This window comes from Streptomyces meridianus (genome assembly GCF_023703325.1).
GTDB classification, from domain to species: domain Bacteria; phylum Actinomycetota; class Actinomycetes; order Streptomycetales; family Streptomycetaceae; genus Streptomyces; species Streptomyces meridianus.
This window is the reverse complement of record NZ_JAMQGM010000023.1, coordinates 40,722-60,835: the sequence shown is the minus strand read 5'-3', so window position 1 is coordinate 60,835 and position 20,114 is coordinate 40,722. Positions and strand designations below refer to the sequence as shown.

General features: G+C 72.3%; 20 protein-coding genes. 7 read left to right on the top strand and 13 right to left on the bottom strand.

The genetic code is table 11. From position 1 onward, the window contains the following. Nucleotides 1-66: 66 nt before the first annotated feature. Nucleotides 67-657 (top strand): Uma2 family endonuclease, encoded by a 591-nt coding sequence (locus M1E25_RS11115; protein WP_251413397.1) that lies wholly within the window; start codon nt 67-69, stop codon nt 655-657. 96 nt (nt 658-753) lie between these two features. On the opposite strand, the gene M1E25_RS11110 is transcribed toward M1E25_RS11115, so the two are convergent. Continuing rightward, on the bottom strand, nt 754-2,085 hold the full coding sequence (locus M1E25_RS11110) for an MFS transporter (protein ID WP_251413396.1): 1,332 nt from the start codon (nt 2,083-2,085) through the stop codon (nt 754-756). 63 nt (nt 2,086-2,148) lie between these two features. Between M1E25_RS11110 and M1E25_RS11105 the strand changes: the two genes are divergently transcribed. Next, complete coding sequence (locus tag M1E25_RS11105; protein ID WP_372500599.1) at nt 2,149-3,144, top strand: LysR family transcriptional regulator; 996 nt, start codon at nt 2,149-2,151, stop codon at nt 3,142-3,144. A gap of 44 nt (nt 3,145-3,188) precedes the next feature. On the opposite strand, the gene M1E25_RS11100 is transcribed toward M1E25_RS11105, so the two are convergent. Further along, the gene (locus M1E25_RS11100) at nt 3,189-3,950 is read right to left on the bottom strand and encodes an alpha/beta hydrolase (protein ID WP_251413394.1); all 762 of its coding nucleotides are present in this window, start codon (nt 3,948-3,950) and stop codon (nt 3,189-3,191) included. A gap of 103 nt (nt 3,951-4,053) precedes the next feature. Here M1E25_RS11100 and M1E25_RS11095 point away from each other — a divergent pair, with 103 nt between their 5' ends. Both M1E25_RS11095 and M1E25_RS11090 read left to right on the top strand, forming a co-directional pair. Continuing rightward, entirely contained in the window at nt 4,054-5,220 is a 1,167-nt protein-coding gene (locus tag M1E25_RS11095; RefSeq protein ID WP_251413392.1) for an adenosine deaminase, read from the top strand. 170 nt (nt 5,221-5,390) lie between these two features. After that, nucleotides 5,391-5,753: an ATP-binding protein gene (locus M1E25_RS11090; protein WP_251413390.1), complete on the top strand. Its 363-nt coding sequence runs from the start codon at nt 5,391-5,393 to the stop codon at nt 5,751-5,753. Between the two features lie 75 nt (nt 5,754-5,828). On the opposite strand, the gene M1E25_RS11085 is transcribed toward M1E25_RS11090, so the two are convergent. The 5 genes from M1E25_RS11085 to afsQ1 form a co-directional block, all read right to left on the bottom strand. Beyond that, on the bottom strand, nt 5,829-6,032 hold the full coding sequence (locus M1E25_RS11085) for a PspC domain-containing protein (protein WP_251413388.1): 204 nt from the start codon (nt 6,030-6,032) through the stop codon (nt 5,829-5,831). Nucleotides 6,033-6,106: 74 nt separating this feature from the next. Then, nucleotides 6,107-6,649 carry a VanZ family protein gene (locus M1E25_RS11080; protein WP_251413387.1) on the bottom strand — a complete coding sequence of 181 codons (543 nt, stop codon included), beginning with the start codon at nt 6,647-6,649 and terminating at the stop codon, nt 6,107-6,109. A gap of 151 nt (nt 6,650-6,800) precedes the next feature. Continuing rightward, entirely contained in the window at nt 6,801-7,466 is a 666-nt protein-coding gene (locus M1E25_RS11075) for a hypothetical protein (protein ID WP_251413384.1), read from the bottom strand. Nucleotides 7,467-7,476: 10 nt separating this feature from the next. Further along, complete coding sequence (locus tag M1E25_RS11070; protein WP_285830649.1) at nt 7,477-9,039, bottom strand: ATP-binding protein; 1,563 nt, start codon at nt 9,037-9,039, stop codon at nt 7,477-7,479. 145 nt (nt 9,040-9,184) lie between these two features. After that, nucleotides 9,185-9,862 carry a two-component system response regulator AfsQ1 gene (afsQ1, locus tag M1E25_RS11065; RefSeq protein ID WP_251413378.1) on the bottom strand — a complete coding sequence of 226 codons (678 nt, stop codon included), beginning with the start codon at nt 9,860-9,862 and terminating at the stop codon, nt 9,185-9,187. Nucleotides 9,863-10,078: 216 nt separating this feature from the next. Here afsQ1 and M1E25_RS11060 point away from each other — a divergent pair, with 216 nt between their 5' ends. Both M1E25_RS11060 and M1E25_RS11055 read left to right on the top strand, forming a co-directional pair. After that, on the top strand, nt 10,079-10,843 hold the full coding sequence (locus tag M1E25_RS11060) for a SigE family RNA polymerase sigma factor (RefSeq protein WP_251413375.1): 765 nt from the start codon (nt 10,079-10,081) through the stop codon (nt 10,841-10,843). 499 nt (nt 10,844-11,342) lie between these two features. Then, a complete protein-coding gene (locus M1E25_RS11055) occupies nt 11,343-12,308 on the top strand; it encodes an aldo/keto reductase (RefSeq protein WP_251413374.1) in 966 nt (321 codons plus the stop codon). 36 nt (nt 12,309-12,344) lie between these two features. On the opposite strand, the gene M1E25_RS11050 is transcribed toward M1E25_RS11055, so the two are convergent. The 4 genes from M1E25_RS11050 to deoC all read right to left on the bottom strand — a co-directional run bounded on the left by M1E25_RS11050 (nt 12,345) and on the right by deoC (nt 16,534). Then, nucleotides 12,345-13,010, bottom strand: coding sequence for a hypothetical protein (locus M1E25_RS11050; RefSeq protein WP_251413372.1), 666 nt, complete (start codon nt 13,008-13,010; stop codon nt 12,345-12,347). A gap of 197 nt (nt 13,011-13,207) precedes the next feature. Further along, nucleotides 13,208-14,074, bottom strand: a complete 867-nt coding sequence (locus M1E25_RS11045) for an aldehyde dehydrogenase family protein (RefSeq protein ID WP_251413370.1) — start codon at nt 14,072-14,074, stop codon at nt 13,208-13,210. Then, nucleotides 14,071-15,531, bottom strand: a complete 1,461-nt coding sequence (locus tag M1E25_RS11040; protein WP_251413369.1) for an aldehyde dehydrogenase family protein — start codon at nt 15,529-15,531, stop codon at nt 14,071-14,073. Before M1E25_RS11040 ends, M1E25_RS11045 begins: the two co-directional genes overlap by 4 nt. A gap of 7 nt (nt 15,532-15,538) precedes the next feature. Then, on the bottom strand, nt 15,539-16,534 hold the full coding sequence (gene deoC, locus M1E25_RS11035; protein ID WP_251413631.1) for a deoxyribose-phosphate aldolase: 996 nt from the start codon (nt 16,532-16,534) through the stop codon (nt 15,539-15,541). 231 nt (nt 16,535-16,765) lie between these two features. On the opposite strand from deoC, the gene M1E25_RS11030 reads away from it, so the two are divergent. Beyond that, complete coding sequence (locus M1E25_RS11030; protein ID WP_251413366.1) at nt 16,766-17,362, top strand: PH domain-containing protein; 597 nt, start codon at nt 16,766-16,768, stop codon at nt 17,360-17,362. 39 nt (nt 17,363-17,401) lie between these two features. Here the strand turns inward: M1E25_RS11030 and M1E25_RS11025 are convergent, their stop codons facing one another. Both M1E25_RS11025 and M1E25_RS11020 read right to left on the bottom strand, forming a co-directional pair. Then, on the bottom strand, nt 17,402-19,093 hold the full coding sequence (locus M1E25_RS11025) for a phospho-sugar mutase (RefSeq protein ID WP_251413363.1): 1,692 nt from the start codon (nt 19,091-19,093) through the stop codon (nt 17,402-17,404). A gap of 91 nt (nt 19,094-19,184) precedes the next feature. Next, entirely contained in the window at nt 19,185-20,012 is an 828-nt protein-coding gene (locus M1E25_RS11020) for a purine-nucleoside phosphorylase (protein WP_285830632.1), read from the bottom strand. Nucleotides 20,013-20,114 lie beyond the last annotated feature (102 nt).

Below are 20,114 nucleotides of genomic sequence, written 5' to 3'. Positions count from 1 at the left end.
CCGGTGGACCCCCGCCGGTCCCTTCGGCATGCTGGGACCGGTGACGCACCGATTGAGGAGACCGCCATGAGCGCACTCACCGTCGACCACCAGCCGGACAACGGCTACGGGTGGGACGACCTCGTCCGGATCTGGGAGGAGACGGACGCGCCCGAGGGCTGGAAGGTGGAGATCATCGAGGGGATCGTCACCATGAGCCCGCCACCGGCGAAGGATCACCACAACACGGCTGACGAGTTGCAGAGGCTGCTGTACACCGTCATCCCTCGTGACTGGGGTATCTACCAGACCCAGGGCGTCTCGGTCCCGGGGCGCAGCGGTCTCTACATCCCGGATCTCGCGGTGATCCCGAAGTCGAGTACTGCGGGACCGGGGAACCTCGTTTCCGCGAGTGATGCCGAACTGATCGTGGAGATCACGTCACGGGGGAACGCCGGTGCAGACCGCATTGCCGAGCTTCACGGCTATGCCCACGCGTCCGTACCGCTCTACCTTCTCCTCGACCCGTGGCGGAGCGGGCACCCGATGGCAACGCTTTACGGGAAGCCCGAGGCCGGGACGTACCGAACCCTTGCCGCCGTCGAGTACGGCAAGGAGCTCCACCTCCCCGAGCCCTTCGACCTCACCGTGGACACCGGGGTTTTTCCGGTGAGTTGACCGCCGGACCGCGGCAATCACAGCAGTGAAGGGGCCGTTCCCGCCAGGACAGGTGGCGGGAAGGCCCCTTCGGTCCGTGCGGCCTGCGCGTCCGGGTCAGGCCCGTGCGGCGGCCGTCCCGCAGGAGGACGGGTGCACGGCCCGGGCGCGGCGCTCGGCCAGCGCCTTGCGCGTCGCGTACACCGTGATCCCGGCCGCGCCGAGCACGGCCAGCAGGCCGAGCAGGACGGTCGCGGGCCAGCCTCCCGCGTGAAAGGCGAGCGCGCCGACGGTGCCGCCGAGGCTGCTGCCCACGTAGTACGCCGACTGGTACAGGGCCGATGCCTGGGCCCGTGCCGTCCGGGCCGCCCGGCTGACCGACGAGGACGCCACCGCATGCCCCGCGAAGAAGCCCGCCGTGATCAGCACCAGCCCGGCCAGGATCGCGGGCAGCGCGGCGGCCAGGCTCAGCAGCAGGCCGGATGCGGTCGTGGTCACCGCCGCGTACAGGGCGCCGCGCCGGCCGAGCCGGGCCACCAGACGGCCTGCCGCGGCCGAGGAGAACGTGCCGACCAGGTAGATCAGGAAGATCGAACCGACCACGCCCTGCGGCAGGTTGAACGGCTCGCCGACCAGCCGGTATCCGATGACGGTGTAGACCGCGCCGAAGACGGTCATGAACAGTCCGCCGATCGCGTACAGCCGCCGGAGCAGCGGGTCGCGCAGGTGCTCGGCGACGGTGTGCGCCAGCGTCCGCGGGCTGACCCGGGTCGCGGCGAAGTGCCGGGCACGGGGCACCAGCAGCCGGTAGGCCACTGTGCACAGCACGGCCATGGCCGCGACGGCGGCGAGCCCGGCCCGCCAGCCCCAGGCCTGGGAGACCCAGCCGGTGACGATCCGGCCGGACATGCCGCCGATGCTGTTGCCGGCCACGAACAGGCCGATCGCGGCGACCAGGGCCCTGGGCCGGACCTCCTCGGCGAGAAAGGCCATCGCCGACGCGGGCACGCAGGCCAGGGCCACGCCCTGGACGGCCCGCAGCGCCACCAGGGTGCCGATGCCGGGGGCGAGGGGCATCAGGACGGCGAGTGCGGTGGCCACGCACAGGCCCGCGGTCATCAGGGTCTGCCGCCCGAACCGTTCGGACAGGGCGCTCAGCGGCAGCACGGCGAGGGCAAGGCCGAGGGTGGCGGCAGAGACCGTCCAGCTCGCCCGACCCGGGGAGACCCCGAGATCGGTGGTGAGCGCCGGCAGTAGCGCCTGCGTGGAGTACAGCAGGGCGAACGTGGCGAGACCGGCCGAGAAGAGCGCGAAGCTCATCCGGCGGTAGCCGTTGCTGCCGGGATGCAGCTTGTCGGCGTCGGCGTCGGGGCCCGGGGAGGTCTGCGGGGACACGGGGGTGGAGGCGCCCGCGCGGATGGCGGACGCCCCGGTATCGGCAGGAGGCATACCGAGAACGTAGGGAACGACCCGCTCATGCGTCCAATGCACGAACTGGCGATAATCGTTCCCATGGCGCATGACAGCAGGCCACGGACGCGAGTGTCATCCATCGGCAACGAAAAAAACATCGGTGTGACATCCGAAGCGGTCGCCGGGCTGGACCCCGGTTCGTGGCCGGTGCTGCTCGCCCCGCGGCTGGCCCAGTTCGCCGGGGTGGCCCGGGACGAGCACGTGACCCGTGCCGCCCGCCGGATGGCCGTCCCGCAGTCCACGCTCAGCCGCGCCATGGTGCGCCTCGAACAGGACCTCGGTGTCGAGCTCTTCGCGCGCCGCGGCCGCGCCCTCGCCCTGACCCCCGCCGGCCGTGCCTTCCTCGCCTCGGTGGAGAGCGCGCTGGCCGGGATCGAGCGCGCGGCTGAGGCGGTGCGGGCGGATGCCGACCCGGCCACCGGCAAGGTGGCCTTCGGGTTCCTGCACACCCTCGGCTCGGAGACCGTCCCCGGCCTGCTCCGGGAGTTCCGGTCGGGGTTTCCGGGCATCCGCTTCCAGCTGGTGCAGACCTACAGCGACGAGATGATCGACCGGCTGCGGTCCGGCGAACTCGACCTGTGCTTGACCTCGCCGATGCCGGACGCGCCCGATCTGATCGCCCGGCGGCTCGACGAGCAGCGGTTGCGACTCGTCGTCCCGGACGATCACGCCATGGCCGGCCGACGGCGGGTGCGCCTGGCGGAGGCGGCGGAGGAAACGTTCGTCACCCTGGAGCCCGGTTACGGACTGCGCCGGATCACCGACGCCCTCTGCCACGAGGCCGGGTTCACCCCGCGGGTGGCCTTCGAGGGCGAGGAAGCGGAGACGCTGCGCGGTCTGGTGGCGGCGGGCCTCGGGGTGGCACTGCTGCCGCCGCCCGCCGTGCCGCGGCCGGGGGTCGTCGAACTCGCGGTGAGCGCGCCGCGCGCCGTGCGCGAGATCGGGGTGGCGTGGCTCGACGGGCCCGCAGACACCCCACCCGTCGCCGCGTTCAAGCGCTTTCTGCTCTCCCGCCGCGGCCGGTTGCTGCACTGAGGCCGTCGGCCCGGCCGCGTCGGTCGTGGTCGCGCCCGGGGAACTCAGGGCCGCAGCGAAGCGCCGAACCCCGCGGCCAGCGGCATCCTCAGGCCGAGTGGCGGGGGAGCGGCCAGGGCGTCGGTGACCGGCCGCGAGTAGCCGCGTTCCAGCAACGACCCGAGGACGAAGTCGGCGGCCAGCGCCAGGACTTCGTCCCGGTGCTGCTTCAAGCGGTGGTCGTCCGTGTGGACTTCGAAGCGGCACACGTCGGGGTTGACCTTCTTGGCGCGCTCGGCCAGCCGGTACGACAGGCCCGGATCGGTGCGCCGGTCGACCGTCCCGTGCACCAGCAGCACCCGGCGCCCCACCAGCTGCCGGACCGGCTCGGAGTCGTGGGCGCCGTCCCCGCCGGGCAGCCAAGGGGCGAGTGCCAGAACGGTGTTGACGGCCGAATGGCCGGCGGCCCGCAGCGCGGCCCGTGCCCCCATCCCGCTGCCGGCCAGGCAGACGGGGACGTCGCCGTAGCGCCGGACAACCTCGTCGGTGGCCCATTCGGCGTCCCGCGCCGGATGGGCCTCGTCGCCGTTCCAGCCGCGGTAGCGGTAGTGCACGACGTGCGTGACCAGCCCTTCCGGGCTCCCGAACCGGGTCAGCCACCGTCCCAGCCGGCGAGTGCCCGTCGCGGCGAGCGGCGACTGCTTGCGTGTGCTCGCCGGCTCGCCGCCGGGAAGCAGCAGCACCACCCCGTGCACCGTCCGGTCCTCGGCGGCTCCCGCCGCCCGCCCCAGCCGGGCGTCCCGCACCGGCACCGCCTCCTGAACCATGCCGTAACGATGGCAGAAGCGGCGCCGCGCGCCTACTGTCCGGACACGTCTCCGTTGCACAACATTCCCGGCCTTCTACGCGCGTAGGAGGTAGAGTTCGTGAATGACGAGCGAGATTACCCAGACCCCGAACCCGGACCAGATCCGCCGGGCCCCCAAGGTGCTGCTGCACGATCATCTCGACGGCGGGCTGCGCCCCGGCACCATCGTCGACCTCGCCCGCGACACGGGATACGAGGGACTGCCGGAGACCGACCCCGAGAAGCTCGGAACCTGGTTCCGGGAAGCCGCCGACTCCGGGTCCCTCGAGCGCTACCTCGAGACGTTCTCGCACACCTGCGCCGTCATGCAGACCCGTGACGCGCTGGTCCGGGTCGCGGCCGAGTGCGCCGAGGACCTCGCCGCCGACGGCGTGGTCTACGCCGAGGTCCGCTACGCCCCCGAGCAGCACCTCGACGGCGGACTGACCCTCGAAGAGGTCGTGGAGGCCGTCAACGAGGGCTTCCGCGAAGGCGAACGCCGTGCCCTCGAGGCCGGCAACCGGATCCGCGTCGGCGCCCTGCTGACCGCGATGCGGCACGCCGCCCGCTCGCTGGAGATCGCCGAACTCGCCAACCGCTACCGGGATCTGGGCGTCGTCGGCTTCGACATCGCGGGCGCGGAGGCCGGCTTCCCGCCCACCCGTCACCTCGACGCGTTCGAGTACCTCAAGCGGGAGAACAACCACTTCACCATCCACGCAGGAGAGGCGTTCGGTCTCCCCTCCATCTGGCAGGCGCTCCAGTGGTGCGGCGCGGACCGGCTCGGCCACGGCGTCCGCATCATCGACGACATCCGCGTCGCCGACGACGGCACCGTCGAACTCGGCCGGCTCGCGGCGTACGTGCGGGACAAGCGGATCCCGCTGGAGCTGTGCCCGTCCTCCAACCTCCAGACGGGAGCCGCCGCCTCGTACGCCGAGCACCCCATCGGGCTGCTGCGCCGGCTGCACTTCCGGGCCACCGTCAACACCGACAACCGGCTGATGAGCGGTACGAACATGAGCGCCGAGTTCCAGCACCTCGTGGCCACCTTCCGCTACACGCTGGACGACATGCAGTGGTTCACCGTCAATGCGATGAAGTCGGCGTTCATCCCATTCGATGAACGCCTGGCCATGATCAACGAGGTCATCAAGCCCGGATACTCCGAGCTCAAGTCCGAATGGCTGTTCCGGGCGGCGGCAGCCGCACCCGTCCCGACCAGCGGTTCCCACGGCACGCACGGTTGATCCCGGCGGGAACCGGGCAAGCGGCCGGGCCCGGCGTCCGGCCGCTCCCGGTGTTTGTGGATCCCCCATCGAGTGGCTACTGTGCGAAATCCCGCGGCCACTCTGTGTGGTGTGCGGGAACGCCGCGTCACCGCGGTGCCGCACAACCCCCATCACGAGGACGTAATTCGATGAAGCAGGGAACTGCCAAGACTCTCGGTGTCGCCGCTCTGGGCCTCGCCTTCGCCGCCGTCGGTGCCGGCACCGCCTCCGCCGCGCCTGCCGGACTGCTGCCCGGTGGTGCCGGCGACGCCGTCAAGGACCTGCCCCTCGCGGGTTCGGCCATGGAGCGCGGCCAGGGGGCGCTGAACAAGACCACCGGCGGTGTGTCGCGTGCTGCCAACAACGCGCAGAAGACTCCCACGGTCCAGAAGTTCGGCAAGTCCGCCGGCAAGCTGCTCGGCGGTGTGCCCGCAGGCAAGCTCGCCAAGGGCGGCGGTGTCGGCAACCTCGGCGGCGTCGGCAAGGCCGGCGGTCTCGGCGGCATCGGCTGACCTCGGACGCATCGGGCCCGGGGCCCGCATCCGGACAGCGGATGCGGGCCCCGGGCCATTGCCGTCGTGCCGCGGTCACCAGCCGGTGGCGCGCACCTTGTCCTCGGAGGGCAGCAGGATCCACAGCGCGAGGTAGATCAGGAACTGCGGCCCCGGCAGCAGGCAGGAGACCACGAAGATCAGGCGCACGGTCTTCGGCGACATTCCGAAGCGCTGCGCCAGCGCCGCGCAGACTCCGCCGAGCATGCGCCCCTGCGTGGGTCGGGCAAGCTGGGACATGGGAATCCTCCTCGAACCGTGCGGAACTCTCCGACACTTCGACCCTAACCGTCCGAGTGTCTCCGAACGTCGCCCTACGGGGCTATCCGGACCCTGGAGATGTTCGGGGTCCCACCCTGAGGGTCCGGCCGTCCGTACGGTGGTCGCATGCCCCGGTGGCGGCGCCGCAGTCGTGCCCGCAGCGGCGGCACCAGCAGCAGATGGCCGACCGCCACACCGGTGGCGTTGAGCAGCAGCCGGTCCACGTCGAACGTCCGCCCCGGTACGTCGGTCTGCAGCAGCGCTATGGCCACCGACACCAGCAGGCCCGCCCCCGTGGTCCGGAGGAACGACGCCGTCCAGGAGCCCGTCAACTGACGCTTGACCATGGGGAGCAGCGGCCCGAGCGGTGCCAGCAGCAGAAGGCTGCCCGCGAGCCCTTCGGCCGCCTCCCACGGGCCCGCGGCCAGCTCCGTGCGGATCGTCGCCAGCGGCTGGAGATTGGTCGGCGTCACCCACGGTACGGCAAGCGGACGCAGCGTGACCCAGCCGACGAACAGCAGGTGTGCGCAGAGGAGTACGAGTCCTGTGGCTCGGATTCGGTGGGCGGCGCGGTCGCCGCGGCCAGGGTGCTGCACACCGGGAAGGACGTGGGCCGGACGGCGGACGGTTCCGGCCGGGACGGCGCGCGACGGTGGAATCGCTGTGGCACCTGTCACGTGAGCGGACAGCGGGCCCGCTGCGGCGCCCCCGGATCGCACCGGCACTGTCCGCGACGAGCGCCCGCCGTCAGGTCACCGGAACACCGCGGTCGGCCGCCGATTCGGGATTGGCCCGCAGCCTGCCGTCGCACACGTAGCGCTCCACCGGCGACTTCCCCGGCCCGCCCAGCACGACGAACTGCCCGTTCCCCCCGGCCTGCGGGGCGGCGAACGTGCACACCAGCTGCGCCAGGGCGTACGACGGCAACTCGCCGGGCGGGCGGGACAGCCGCAGCGCCCCGGCCGGGTCCCCGGGCCGGGCGCCGCGCACCGTCAGATCGTCGGGAACCTCCGTGCCGAATCCGGCCGCCGCCTCCCGGGAGGCGGGGTGCGCCTGCAACTGGTCGAGCAGCGACCGGGCGAGCCGGAGCCGGCCGGCACCGGCCGGGTCCGGCACGGCCGGGACGGCCCGGTGCACCGGCCGCAGCTGCGCACTGCACACCAGGAAGGCATCCACCCGGACGATGCGCACCGAGTGCGGCCGCTGGGTGCTGCGATCCGCCGGCGCGTCGCACGAGACCCGGACCGGCGCGGCGCCGGCGTCCACCGGCACCGAGGTGCCGCGGATGCCGCATCCGCCCGCGCCCGCCGCCACGGCGCAGGCCAGCAGCAGACCGGCCCAGGTCCGCGCCGGGCGCCGGAACCGGCGGACACGCCGTGGCTCCGGCCCGGGGCCGTACCGTCCTGCGGTCACCACGCCCTCCTCACCGCTCCTCCCGGCGGTTCTCGCCGTTCGCACCGCTCGCCAGCGGCGAGGCGTCCATCGGCAGCCGCAGGGTGAACATCGCGCCGCCGGTCCGGCAGCCGCCGTCGTTCGCTCCGGGCTCGCCGGCTGCACCGGCCTCACGGGCTTCCTCGGCGCGCCAGTTGGCGGCCGTGATGCGGCCGCCGTGGATGTGCGCGTTCTCCAGCGCGATGGACAGGCCCAGGCCGCTGCCCTCGGACCGGGGCCGGGATGCGCTCGCCTTGTAGAAGCGGTCGAAGACGTGCGGCAGGACGTCCTCCGGGATGCCGGGGCCGTGGTCCCTGATCTCGACGACCAGTTCGCCGGCCGGGCTGCCGTCGTCGACCGTGCGGACGGACACGCGCACCGGGGAACCTCCGTGCTTGATCGCGTTCCCGATGAGGTTCGCGAGTATCACGTCGAGCCGGCGCGGATCCAGGCGTGCCACGATGCCCCGCTCGGCGTCCAGCTCCACGGCGTCCAGCCAGGCCCGGGCGTCCACGCAGGCCGTCACCATGTCCGCCACGTCCACGTCGTCCAGCACCAACCGGGCCGTTCCCGCGTCGAAGCGGGTGACCTCCATCAGGTTCTCGACCAGGTTGTTCAGCCTCCGGGTCTCCGTCACGACCAGGTGCACGGCGGGGGAGATCATCTCGTCGAGGTTGTCCGCCTCGTCCTCCAGCACCTCGGTCACGGCCGTGATCGCGGTCAGCGGCGTGCGCAGCTCGTGCGACATGTCGGCCACGAACCGGCGGCTGGCCGCCTCCCGGGAGCTGAGGTCCTCGACCCGCTCCTCCAGTGACTCCGCGGTCTTGTTGAACGTCCTTGCCAGATCGGCGAGTTCGTCGGTGCCCGACACGCGCAACCGGGTGTCCAGCTTGCCCTCGCCGAGCCGCCGGGCCGCCTCCCCGAGCCGCTGCACGGGCCGCAGCACGGTCGACGCCGCCGCCTGCGCGAGCAGTGCCGAGCCCACCAGGGCCAGGGCGGTGGCGATGCCGAGCGACCAGGCCAGCGAGTTGAGATCGTCGCGCTCGGAGGCGAGGGACTTGAGCATGTAGCCCGTCGGGCCGCCGCCGATCACCCGGGTGCCACCGACGAGATACGGGTCGCCGTCGAGCGTGACCCGCTGCCAGTACAGGTGGTAGGGCAGCCCGTCGCCCTCGTCCGCCGGGCGCTTCTTGTTCACCGCCGCCCGGAGCGAGTCGGGCACGGCGGCGAGCGTGAACAGCCCGGGGTCGGACTGTGCCGCGCAGCGTGTACCGTCCCGCTGCTCGCCGATCAGCACGACCTCGTAGTGCTGGGTGGTGTCCGCCAGCCGGCCGGCGGCGTCCTGCAGCCGGTCGCACCGGGGCTGCACCGGAAGCGAGCCCACGCTCCTCTCCAGGGATTCGCGGAAGTCGTTGAGCGCCGCGTTCTGCGTGCGGGTCAGCACGGCGTCCCGGTTCAACCAGTACGCGATGGCCGACGCGGAGGTCGCCGCGGTCAGCGACACCAGGGCGAAGACCACCACCAGGCGCAGCCGCAGACTCGTCCAGCGCAGCATGCCCGAGGCCCAGCCGCGGATCCGGCCCGAATGTTCCGTGGCCGCCGTCACAGGAGCGCCCCGCCTCCGCGTATCCAGGTCCGGCCGTACGGAGCGTGTCGGGGATCTCCCGACGGACCCGCGACGCGGGAGTCCCGGCACGCTCTCATGACGGGGAGTCCAGGCGGTAGCCGACGCCGCGGACCGTCCGGATCAGGGTCGGCGACGACGGCACGTCCTCCACCTTCGCCCGCAGCCGCTGCACGCACGCGTCGACCAGCCGCGAGTCGCCGAGGTAGTCGTGTTCCCACACCAGGCGCAACAACTGCTGGCGGGACAGCGCCTGGCCCGGGCGGCGGCTCAGCTCCAGGAGCAGCCGCAGTTCGGTCGGTGTGAGCTGGAGGTCCTCGCCGTTCTTCGTGACGGTCATGGCCGACCGGTCGATGACGAGGTTCCCGAAGGTCGCGGCGTCGTGCGACTCCCGCTCGCCGCGGCGCAGCACCGCGCGGATCCGTGCGTCGAGCACCCGGGGCTGGACGGGCTTGAGCACGTAGTCGTCGGCGCCGGACTCCAGGCCGACCACCACGTCGATGTCGTCGCTGCGGGCGGTCAGCAGGATGATCGGCAGCTGGTCGGTACGCCTGATCCGGCGGCACACCTCGAAGCCGTCGATGCCGGGCAGCATGACGTCGAGCACGATCAGGTCGGGCCGCTGGTCGCGGAGAAGTTTCAGGCCGTCCTCGCCCGTCGCCGCGGTCACCACACGATGACCCTGGCGCGTCAGGGAGAGTTCGAGGGCCGTTCGGATGGCGTCGTCGTCCTCGATCAGCAACAGGAAGGGCACCCGGTCATTCTGGCCCAAGCGGTGCCGCAGGATCGACCGAAGACCGGATTCCGGCCGCTCGGAGCGCCCCTTCCGCCCCTGTGCCGGCGCTTGTGACACGGCTGTGACAGACGGCGGACAGCCCGATGAAGTCGCCCCGGCAGTCTGTTGGACACCGGGCGGAGCACAGCCCGGTGGGGGGAAGACGACCGAACCGGGTCCACCGATGGGGGCGAGATGAACGCACTGCACACCGGAACCACTCGCGCAGTTCTTCACACACTCCCGCATGCCGGACGGAATGTCCGTGGCGTGAGGAACGGGGCTCCGGCGCTCAAGCCGGTGCCCGGCTGCGTCCGCAGTGTGCCGCAGCAGCGGTCCCCGTTCGGCGCGGCCGGTCCCGTCGCCGCCCCGGCCGCGGAGCCGGTGCAGGGCGAGCGGCCGGCGGGGGCCGCGCCGGAGCGGCAGTCCGCCGGAGGGCCCGAGGCCGAGTTCACCGCCTACGTCCAGGAGCGCCGCACCGCCCTGTTCGCGACCGCCTACCACCTCACCGGCAACCGTCACGAGGCCGAGGACCTGTTGCAGAGCGCGCTGTTCTCGACGTACCGCGCCTGGGACCGGATCAGCGACAAGGCGGCGGTCGGCGGCTATCTGCGCCGCACCATGACGAACCTCCACATCAGCGCCTGGCGTCGGCGGAAGCTCAACGAGTATCCGACCGAGGAGCTGCCGGAGAAGGCCGGTGAGACGGACGCCATGCGGAGCAGCGAGTTGCGTGCCGTGCTCTGGCAGGCGCTGGCCCGGCTGCCGGAACTCCAGCGCACCATGCTGGTGCTGCGCTACTACGAGGGGCGCACCGACCCGGAGATCGCGGACATTCTCGACATAAGTGTCGGCACGGTCAAGAGCAGCATCTGGCGTTCCCTGCGCCGGCTGCGCGAGGACGAGGCGCTGAGCTTCGGCCGTGACGAGGAGGAGTCCTTCGGCGCACTGGTCGCCTGAGGGGCGGAGCCGGGGGCGGGGGAACCGGTGGGAGCCCGTCTGCTGGGGAGGCGGACGGGACACGGAGCGGGACCGGCAGGAGCCTGGGGGCTGCCCGGTCCCGCTTCTTCGTGCCCGGCTCGTGTCCGGTTCCGAACGGGCCTGCCGCCGGGTCGGGTTCGTCCGACGTTCGGCTCGGACGGATTGCCGCGGACCGTGCCGGGGAGCAGCGGTGCCGACGCGCACACCACCTCGGTCCGGCCCGCCGCGCCCCGCGGCCATGTCCCGCCGGAGCGGTCGCCCGCCCATCACGACGGGATCCACCGGCACATCGATTCCCCCCCCGGACGGAGCATCCGTTGCTGCCCGTGTCCGCCGTGGACTTCTCCGTGCCCGCCCGAGCACGTGCCCGCGGCCGAAAGCCTCTGACGCGACCGCTCGAGTCCCCTAAGGTCGGGATCCCGGCGGGTGTCATGTTGCTCCCCGACCGGCAACGGGACCACGACGTGAGGGGGCGGTTGTGCGCTACCGCGAGCTGGGACGCACCGGACTGACGGTGTCCGAGGTCGGATACGGCGCGTGGGGCATCGGGGAATCCGGTTGGGTGGGCGCCACGGAGGACGAGTCCGTCCGGGCCCTGCACCGGGCCATCGACCTCGGCGTGAACTTCGTCGACACGGCACGCGGTTACGGCGAGAGCGAGCGGATCGTCGGCCGGGTCGTCCGCGAACGGGCCGGCGACGAGGTACGGGTCGCGACCAAGGTGCCGCCGAAGAACGGTCTCTGGCCGGCACCCGGCGGTCTGGACCCGGCCGAGACGTTCCCGGGCGAGCACATCCGCGCAAGTCTGGAGACCAGTCTGCGCGCCGGCGGCCTGGAGCACTTCGATGTCCTGCAGTTCCACGTCTGGAGCGACGACTGGGTCGGCCGGGGCGACTGGCTGGAGACCATCGCCGGGCTCAAGCAGGAGGGAAAGATCCGCCTGTTCGGTGTGTCCGTCAACGACCACCGGCCCGACACGGCGCTCGCGCTCGTGCGCAGCGGCACCGTGGACAGCGTGCAGGTCATCCACAACATCTTCGACCAGTCGCCCGCCGACGCGCTGTTGCCCGCATGTGAGGAACACGGCGTCGGTGTCGTGGTGCGGGTGGCTCTGGACGAGGGCGGTCTCACCGGCCGGATCACCGCCGGCACGACGTTCCCCGAGGGCGACTTCCGCAACCGCTACTTCCGGGACGACCGTCCGGCGCAGGTCGAACGGCGGGTGGCCGCCATCGTCGACGACCTCGGCATCGCTCCCGACGAGATCGCCGAGTACGCGCTGCGGTTTGTGCTGAGTTCGCCGGCCGTCTCCACCGTCATTCCCGGGATGCGCACCGTGCGCAACGTCGAGCGCAACACGGCTCTGAGCGACGGGCGTCCCCTCACCGCCGACCAGCTCGCCGTGCTGGCGAAGCACCGCTGGCAGCGCAACTTCTACACGTGATCCGGCCGGCCGCGGTCCCGTGGACGGGCCCGCGGCTCAGCCGGTGACGGTGCGCAGCCCCGGCACGTGCGCGCCCCGCACTCCGGCGGCCGTGATCCGGGCGAGCGCCTCGGGACCCTCGCAGGCGTACGCGCCCAGCCGTTCCTGGCGGGCGACGATGCCGCGTTCGGCCCGCATCAGCCGCCAGCCGCGGCGCAGCAGCACCGGTACGGATTTGCGGCCCTCCCGCAGGTCGCGGACCAGGCGGCGGCGGAAGGTCGTGGTAGGACGTCCGCGCAGGCACAACGCATCGGCCAGCAGACCGAGTTCACGGCACGCGTCCGCGATGTCGGCGGCGAAGATCCCCTCGGCGACGAACGCGGGAGCCTGCCCGAGGCCGAGCCGGCGCACGCCGGTACGGGAGCTGGTCGCGATGTCGTACACCGGGACCTCCGCCGTTCCGCTGGAGGCCAGTTCGGCGATGGCGGCGAGGGCCGCGGCGGCGTCCCAGGACGACGGTGAGTCCCAGTCGGTGCCGCTGCCGTCGGGGAGCCGGGGGAGCGACGGGTCGTCGCCCTCCTTGTAGAAATCGTCGAGCTGGAGCACGGGAAGACCTGTGCGGGCCGCCAGCGACGACTTGCCGGAGCCCGACGGGCCGGTCAGCAGCACGACGCGTATGACGGCTTCGCCCGAACCGGGCGACAGGGAAGGTGAGGGGGCCACGGGACACCATTGTCGGGCATGGAGGGGCGTGCGGACCCGCAGGGGCCGGAAATTCGTCACGTCGAGGTCACATCCGCACCGGCGGCCGCCGTCCGGCCGGCACTCATGGGGGCAGCCGGGGCCGGGCGCGCAACGCGGGCCCGGGTAGGCCGGAGGGCCCGGCCGTCGCAACGGCCGGGCCCTCCGGAGGAGTCCGGTCAGACGCCGATCGGATGCCAGACGGTCTTGGTCTCCAGGAAGGACAGCATCCGCCCGGTGCCCGGGTCGGCGAGCCAGTCCGTGACCGAGGGACGGACGACCCGCTTGAGGTTGTCCGCGGCGGCCGTCTCGAGGTCCTTCGCGAGATCCGCGCCGGCGCCCGTCAGGTCGATCGCGTTGACGTCCTGGTGCGCGGCGAGCGGCGCCGCGATCTCGGCGGTCCGGCCGGAGAGGACGTTGACCACGCCGCCCGGCAGGTCGGAAGTGGCGAGCACCTCGCCCAGCGACAGCGCGGGCAGGGGGGACTTCTCCGACGCCACGACCACCACCGTGTTGCCGGTGACGATCGCCGGGGCGATCACCGACACCAGGCCGAGGAAGGACGATTCCTGCGGTGCCAGGACCGTGACGACCCCGGTCGGCTCCGGCGTGGACAGGTTGAAGAACGGTCCCGCCACCGGGTTCGCCGACCCCGCGATCTGGGCGACCTTGTCGGACCAGCCCGCGTACCAGACCCAGCGGTCGACGGCGGCGTCCACCTGAGCCGTGGCCTTGGCCTTCGACAGGCCCTCGCCCGCCGCCACCTCGGTGACGAACTGGTCGCGCCGGCCCTCCAGCATCTCGGCGATGCGGTAGAGGATCTGGCCGCGGTTGTACGCCGTGGCCGCCGACCATCCGGCGAACGCCTTGCGCGCGGCGACGACGGCGTCGCGCGCGTCCTTGCGGGAGGACAGGGGGGCGTTGGCCAGCCACGTGCCCTTTGCGTCCGTCACCTCGTACACCCGTCCGCTCTCGCTGCGGGGGAACTTGCCCCCGACGAACAGCTTGTAGGTCTTGAAGACGCTGAGCCGGTCGTTCGCAGTCACTTTTCGCTCGCCTTCGGATTCGAGGCGAGGTACGCCTCCAGACCGTGCCGGCCGCCCTCGCGGCCGTAGCCCGACTCCTTGTAGCCGCCGAACGGCGAAGCGGGGTCGAACTTGTTGAACGTGTTGGCCCACACGATGCCCGCACGCAGCTGGTCCGCCATCCACAGGATGCGCGAGCCCTTCTCCGTCCAGATGCCGGCCGACAGGCCGTACGGAGTGTTGTTGGCCTTCTCGACGGCCTCAGCGGGCGTGCGGAAGGTCAGCACGGACAGCACCGGGCCGAACACCTCCTCGCGGGCGATGCGGTGCGCCTGGGTGACGCCGGTGAACACCGTCGGCCGGAACCAGAAGCCGGAGTCGGGCAGTTCGCAGGACGGGGCCCAGCGCTCGGCGCCCTCGGCCTCGCCGGCGTCCGCCAGTTCGCGGATCCGGGCCAGCTGCTCGGCCGAGTTGATCGCACCGATGTCGGTGTTCTTGTCCAGCGGGTCACCGACGCGCAGCGTCGACATCCTGCGCTTGAGGGACTCCAGCACCTCGTCCGCGACCGACTCCTGCACCAGCAGGCGGGAGCCCGCGCAGCAGACGTGGCCCTGGTTGAAGAAGATGCCGTTGACGATGCCCTCGACGGCCTGGTCGATCGGCGCGTCGTCGAAGACGATGTTCGCCGCCTTGCCGCCCAGTTCGAGCGTGACCTTCTTGTCGGTGCCGGCGACGGTCCGTGCGATCGCCTTGCCGACCTCGGTGGAGCCGGTGAACGCGACCTTGTCGATGCCCTCGTGGCCGACGAGCGCGGCGCCGGTGGAGCCGTCGCCGGTGATGATGTTGACGACGCCCTTCGGCAGCCCGGCCTGACGGCAGATGTCCGCGAAGAACAGGGCGCTCAGCGGGGTCGTCTCGGCGGGCTTGAGCACCACCGTGTTGCCCGCGGCGAGCGCCGGGGCGATCTTCCACGCCAGCATCAGCAGCGGGAAGTTCCACGGGATGACCTGGCCGGCCACGCCCAGCGGCCGCGGGTTGCTGCCGAAGCCGGCGTAGGGCAGCTTGTCGGCCCAGCCCGCGTAGTAGAAGAAGTGGGCGGCGACGAGCGGCAGGTCGGCGTCGCGGGACTCGCGGATCGGCTTGCCGTTGTCGAGGGACTCCAGTACCGCCAGCTCGCGCGAGCGCTCCTGGATGATCCGCGCGATGCGGAACAGGTACTTGGCGCGCTCGGATCCCGGCAGCGCCGACCACGCCTCGAAGGCACGGCGGGCGGCCCTCACCGCGCGGTCGACGTCCTCGGTGCTCGCCTGCGCGACCTCCGAGAGGACCTCCTCGGAGGACGGCGAGACGGTCTTGAAGACCTTGCCGTCCGAGGCGTCGGCGAACTCACCGTCGATGAACAGCCCGTACGACGGGGCGATGTCGACGATTGCACGGGACTCGGGCGCGGGTGCGTACTCGAAAACTGTGTTCTTCATGGCAGTCTCAGTCCACCGTCACGTAATCGGGACCGGAGTAACGCCCGGTGCTCAGCTTGTGGCGCTGCATCAGCAGGTCGTTGAGGAGGCTGGAGGCGCCGAAGCGGAACCAGTCGGCGGTGAGCCACTCGTCGCCGAGCGTCTCGTTGACCATCACCAGGTACTTGATCGCGTCCTTGGTGGTGCGGATGCCGCCCGCGGGCTTCACGCCGACCTGCACGCCGACGGCGTCCCGGAAGTCGCGCACGGCCTCGAGCATCAGCAGGGTGACCGGCGGGGTGGCGTTGACGGCGACCTTGCCGGTGGACGTCTTGATGAAGTCGCCGCCCGCGAGCATGGCCAGCCAGGAGGCGCGGCGCACGTTGTCGTACGTCTGCAGCTCGCCGGTCTCGAAGATGACCTTCAGGTGGGCGGCGGTGCCGTCCGCGCGCCGGCAGGCCTCCTTGACGGCCTTGATCTCCTCGAAGACCTCGAGGTAGCGGCCGCACAGGAAGGCGCCGCGGTCGATCACCATGTCGATCTCGTCCGCCCCGGCCTCGACCGCGTCCCGGGTGTCGGCGAGCTTGACCGGCAGCGCGGCCCGGCCCGCCGGGAAGGCGGTGGCGACGGACGCGACGTTGACGCCCGAGTCGCCGAGGGCCTCCTTGGCCGTGGCGACCATGTCGGGGTAGACGCAGATCGCTGCGACCTTCGGCACGCTGCGGTCGGTCGGATCGGGGTTGACGCCCTTCGCGCACAGCGCCCGGACCTTGCCGGGGGTGTCCGCCCCCTCCAGGGTCGTCAGGTCGATCATCGAGATCGCCAGGTCGATGGCGTTCGCCTTCGCCGTGGTCTTGATCGAGCGGGTGCCGAGGGTGGCGGCACGGGCCTGGAGGCCGACCGCGTCGACACCCGGCAGGCCGTGCAGGAAACGGCGGAGTGCTGCGTCCGAGGCGGTCACGTCCGCCATCGACGCCAGCCGGTCCGCGGCTTCGTTGCCGAATGCGGGAACAGTCGTTGGCATGGTCACCAGAAGAGCATATCTACGCGCGTAGGAGCTGTCATCCCCCGAGGCGGCGCACACCGTCCGGACGACGCCACCGTGCCCCGGCGGACGGCGTCGAGAGCCGCCTTCGCCCCGGTGCGGGAGCGGCAGTTGACCGCGCTCGAGGGCATCGGCGGCTCCGCGGCGGGCTTTCGTATCGATGCCGTAACGCTGTATCCACGGTCCGGGCGGTCGGGCAGAATCTGTGCCATGACCAGCCTCGACAACTCCTCCGATCGCCGCCCGGCGGCACGCGAGACCTATGCGGACAGTGTGTACCGCTCTCCGCTGGCCCTCGTCGCCGGCGTCCTGCTGCTCGCGCTCGCCGGCTGGCTGGGCGCCGACGCACTGGTCAGGGGCACGGGCGCCACCCGTCTCGTGACGGCCGCCGTCCTGCTGGTCGTGGCGCCCCTCGTGGTCGCGTTCACCCTGCGGCCGGCCGTGTTCGTGGGCGCGCACCGGCTGCGCGTCCGAAACCCCTTCCGGACGATCGACCTGCCCTGGGGCTCGGTCGACGCCATCCGCGCGACCCTCTCCACCGTCGTCCACACCGAGGACGCCAAGTACCAGATCTGGGCCCTCCCGGTCTCGCTCCGGGACCGGAAGAAGGCCATGCGGGCCTCGGCGGAGGACTCGGAGCGGCTCGGGCAGACCGACCGGACCGTCCGGGAGCTGAACGACATGGTCGTGCGCAACGGGCCGCTGGAGGAGTCCGCCGGGGAGCCCGTCGTCAGCTGGTCCTGGCCGGTACTGGCGCCCCTCGCGGTGGGCGTGGTCGCGCTGGTGGTGCTGCTCCTCGCCCCCTGACCCCCCGGGCCCCGGAGGGGTCCGCGGCACCCCGCCGGGTCAGAGTCCGGCCGCCGACGCCAGACCGGTCTTCAGCGCGCCGAGGACCTTCGCGGCCTTCTCCCGCGCCCCGGCCAATTCCCGCGAGGAGGCGACGGGGACCACGACCTCGAGGTAGCACTTGAGCTTCGGCTCGGTCCCGCTCGGCCGGACGATCACCCGGGCCTGCTCCACCCCGGACTCGGGGTCGCCGGCCAGCCGGTAGCGCAGACCGTCGGTGGGCGGCAGCGGGCCGGTAGCCGCGGACAGGTCCTCGGCCGAGGTGACGTCCAGCCCGGCGAGCACGGCGGGCGGCTTGTCGCGCAGCTGCTTCATCGCCGAGGAGATCACCGCGAGGTCGTCGACCCGCACCGACAGCTGGTCGGTGGCGTGCAGGCCGTACTCCACGGCGATGTCGTCGAGCAGGTCGGAGAGCGTCCGGCCCTTCTCCTTCAGCTCGGCGGTCAGCTCGGCGACCAGCAGCGCGGCGGTGATGCCGTCCTTGTCGCGCACGCCGTCCGGGTCGACGCAGTAGCCCAGCGCCTCCTCGTAGGCGAAGCGCAGGCCGCCGGCCCGGGACAGCCACTTGAAGCCGGTCAGGGTCTCCTCGTAGCCGGTGCCCGCGGCGGCGGCGATCCGGGAGAGCAGCGACGAGGAGACGATCGTCGTCGCGAACGTGCCCCGGGCCCGCTTGTGCACCAGGTGTTCCGCCAGCAGCGCGCCGACCTCGTCGCCGCGCAGCATCCGCCACGAGCCGTTGAACGGAGTCTCGGGGACCGCGACGGCGCACCGGTCGGCGTCCGGGTCGTTGGCGATGACCACGTCCACTGCGCCGCGCCCGGCGGCCCGCGCCGCGGCGAAGGCCAGATCCATCGCCCCGGGTTCCTCCGGATTGGGGAACGCCACGGTCGGGAACGCCGGGTCGGGGTCGCCCTGTTCGGCGACGACCCTCGGTACGGGGAAGCCTGCCCGGTCGAACGCCGCGGTCAGCACGTCGCGGCCGACGCCGTGCAGCGGGGTGTAGACGACGGAGACGTCCCGCGCCGAACCGGGGGTCAGTACCGACGCGGCGCGGGCCAGGTAGGCGTCGACGACCTCCTCGCCCAGCACCTCCCAGCCGCCTTCCGCCAGCGGCAGGTCGGTGAGCGGCCCGATCGCGGCGATCTCCTCGGCGATCAGGCCGTCCGCGGGCGGCACGATCTGCGAGCCGTCGCCCAGGTACACCTTGTAGCCGTTGTCGCGCGGCGGGTTGTGGCTGGCGGTGACGGTGACACCGGCGACCGCGCCCAGGTGCCGGATCGCGAACGCCAGGACCGGGGTGGGCAGCGGCCGCGGCAGCAGGGCCGCCCTCAGCCCGGCGCCGACCATGACCGCGGCTGTGGCCCGCGCGAAGTCCTCGCTCTTGTACCGGGCGTCGTAGCCGATGACGACGAGGCCGTCGCCGTGGCCCTCGCCCCGCAGGTAGGCGGCCAGACCGGCGGCGGCGCGGATGACGACCGCGCGGTTCATCCGCATGGGCCCCGCGCCCAGCTCGCCGCGCAGCCCGGCGGTGCCGAACCGGAGGGTCCCGGAGAACCGGTCGGCCAGTTCGGCGAGGTCCTCGGCGTTCGCGCGCTCGACGAGCGCGCTCAGCTCGGCCCGGGTCTCCGGGTCGGGGTCCTCCTCCAGCCAGGTGCGGGCCTGAACCAGCAACTGCGCCCTGTCGGTAGCCACATGAAGCTCCTGATCCGTCGGTGCGTGCGCCGTGCGCGCGTGCGCGGGCCGGCCCGGCCCGTGCACGAACGGCTCGTAAGGGACTTACGGGTCAGATCCTGCCCAGGACCTGGGCCAGGAGGCTGCCCATACGCGCCGCCGAGTCGCGACCGGCCTGGAGGACCTCTTCGTGGTTGAGCGGCTCGCCCGTCATGCCGGCGGCCAGGTTCGTCACCAGCGAGATGCCCAGCACCTCGGCGCCGGCCTCACGGGCGGCGATGGCCTCGAGAGCCGTCGACATGCCGACGAGGTCCGCACCCATGGTGCGGATCATGCCGATCTCGGCGGGCGTCTCGTAGTGCGGGCCGGGGAACTGGACGTACACGCCCTCTTCGAGGCTCGGGTCGACCTCCTTGCAGAGGGTGCGCAGCCGCTGCGAGTAGAGGTCGGTGAGGTCCACGAAGTTCGCGCCGGTGATCGGCGAGGTGGCGGTCAGGTTGATGTGGTCGCTGATCAGCACCGGCTGGCCGGGGCGCATGCCGGCTCTCAGGCCGCCGCACCCGTTGGTGAGGACGATCGTCTTGCAGCCCGCCGCGACGGCCGTGCGCACCCCGTGCGCCACTGCGGCGACGCCGCGGCCCTCGTAGTAGTGGGTGCGCCCGAGGAAGACCAGCGCCCGCTTCCCGCCGATCAGGTACGAGCGGATGACGCCCGCGTGGCCCTCCACTGCGGGCGGGGGGAAGCCGGGCAGTTCGGTGACCGGAAGCTCGGCCTCGGGCGTGCCGAGGGCCTCCGCGGCGGGGACCCAGCCGGAACCCATGACGAGGGCCACGTCGTGGGTCTCCACCCCGGTGAGCTCGCGGAGGCGGGCTGCGGCGGCGTCAGCGGTGCTGTGGGGGTCGCCGGGGACATCCGACGTAACAGAAGCGTTCACGCGCAAGAGGGTAACCGGAAAATGGCTACGCGCGTAGACGAAACGGGTGTGCCGTGGGTCGCGATCGCTGCCCGCCGGTGCTCGGCGGGCAGGGCGTGGGGGAGGAGC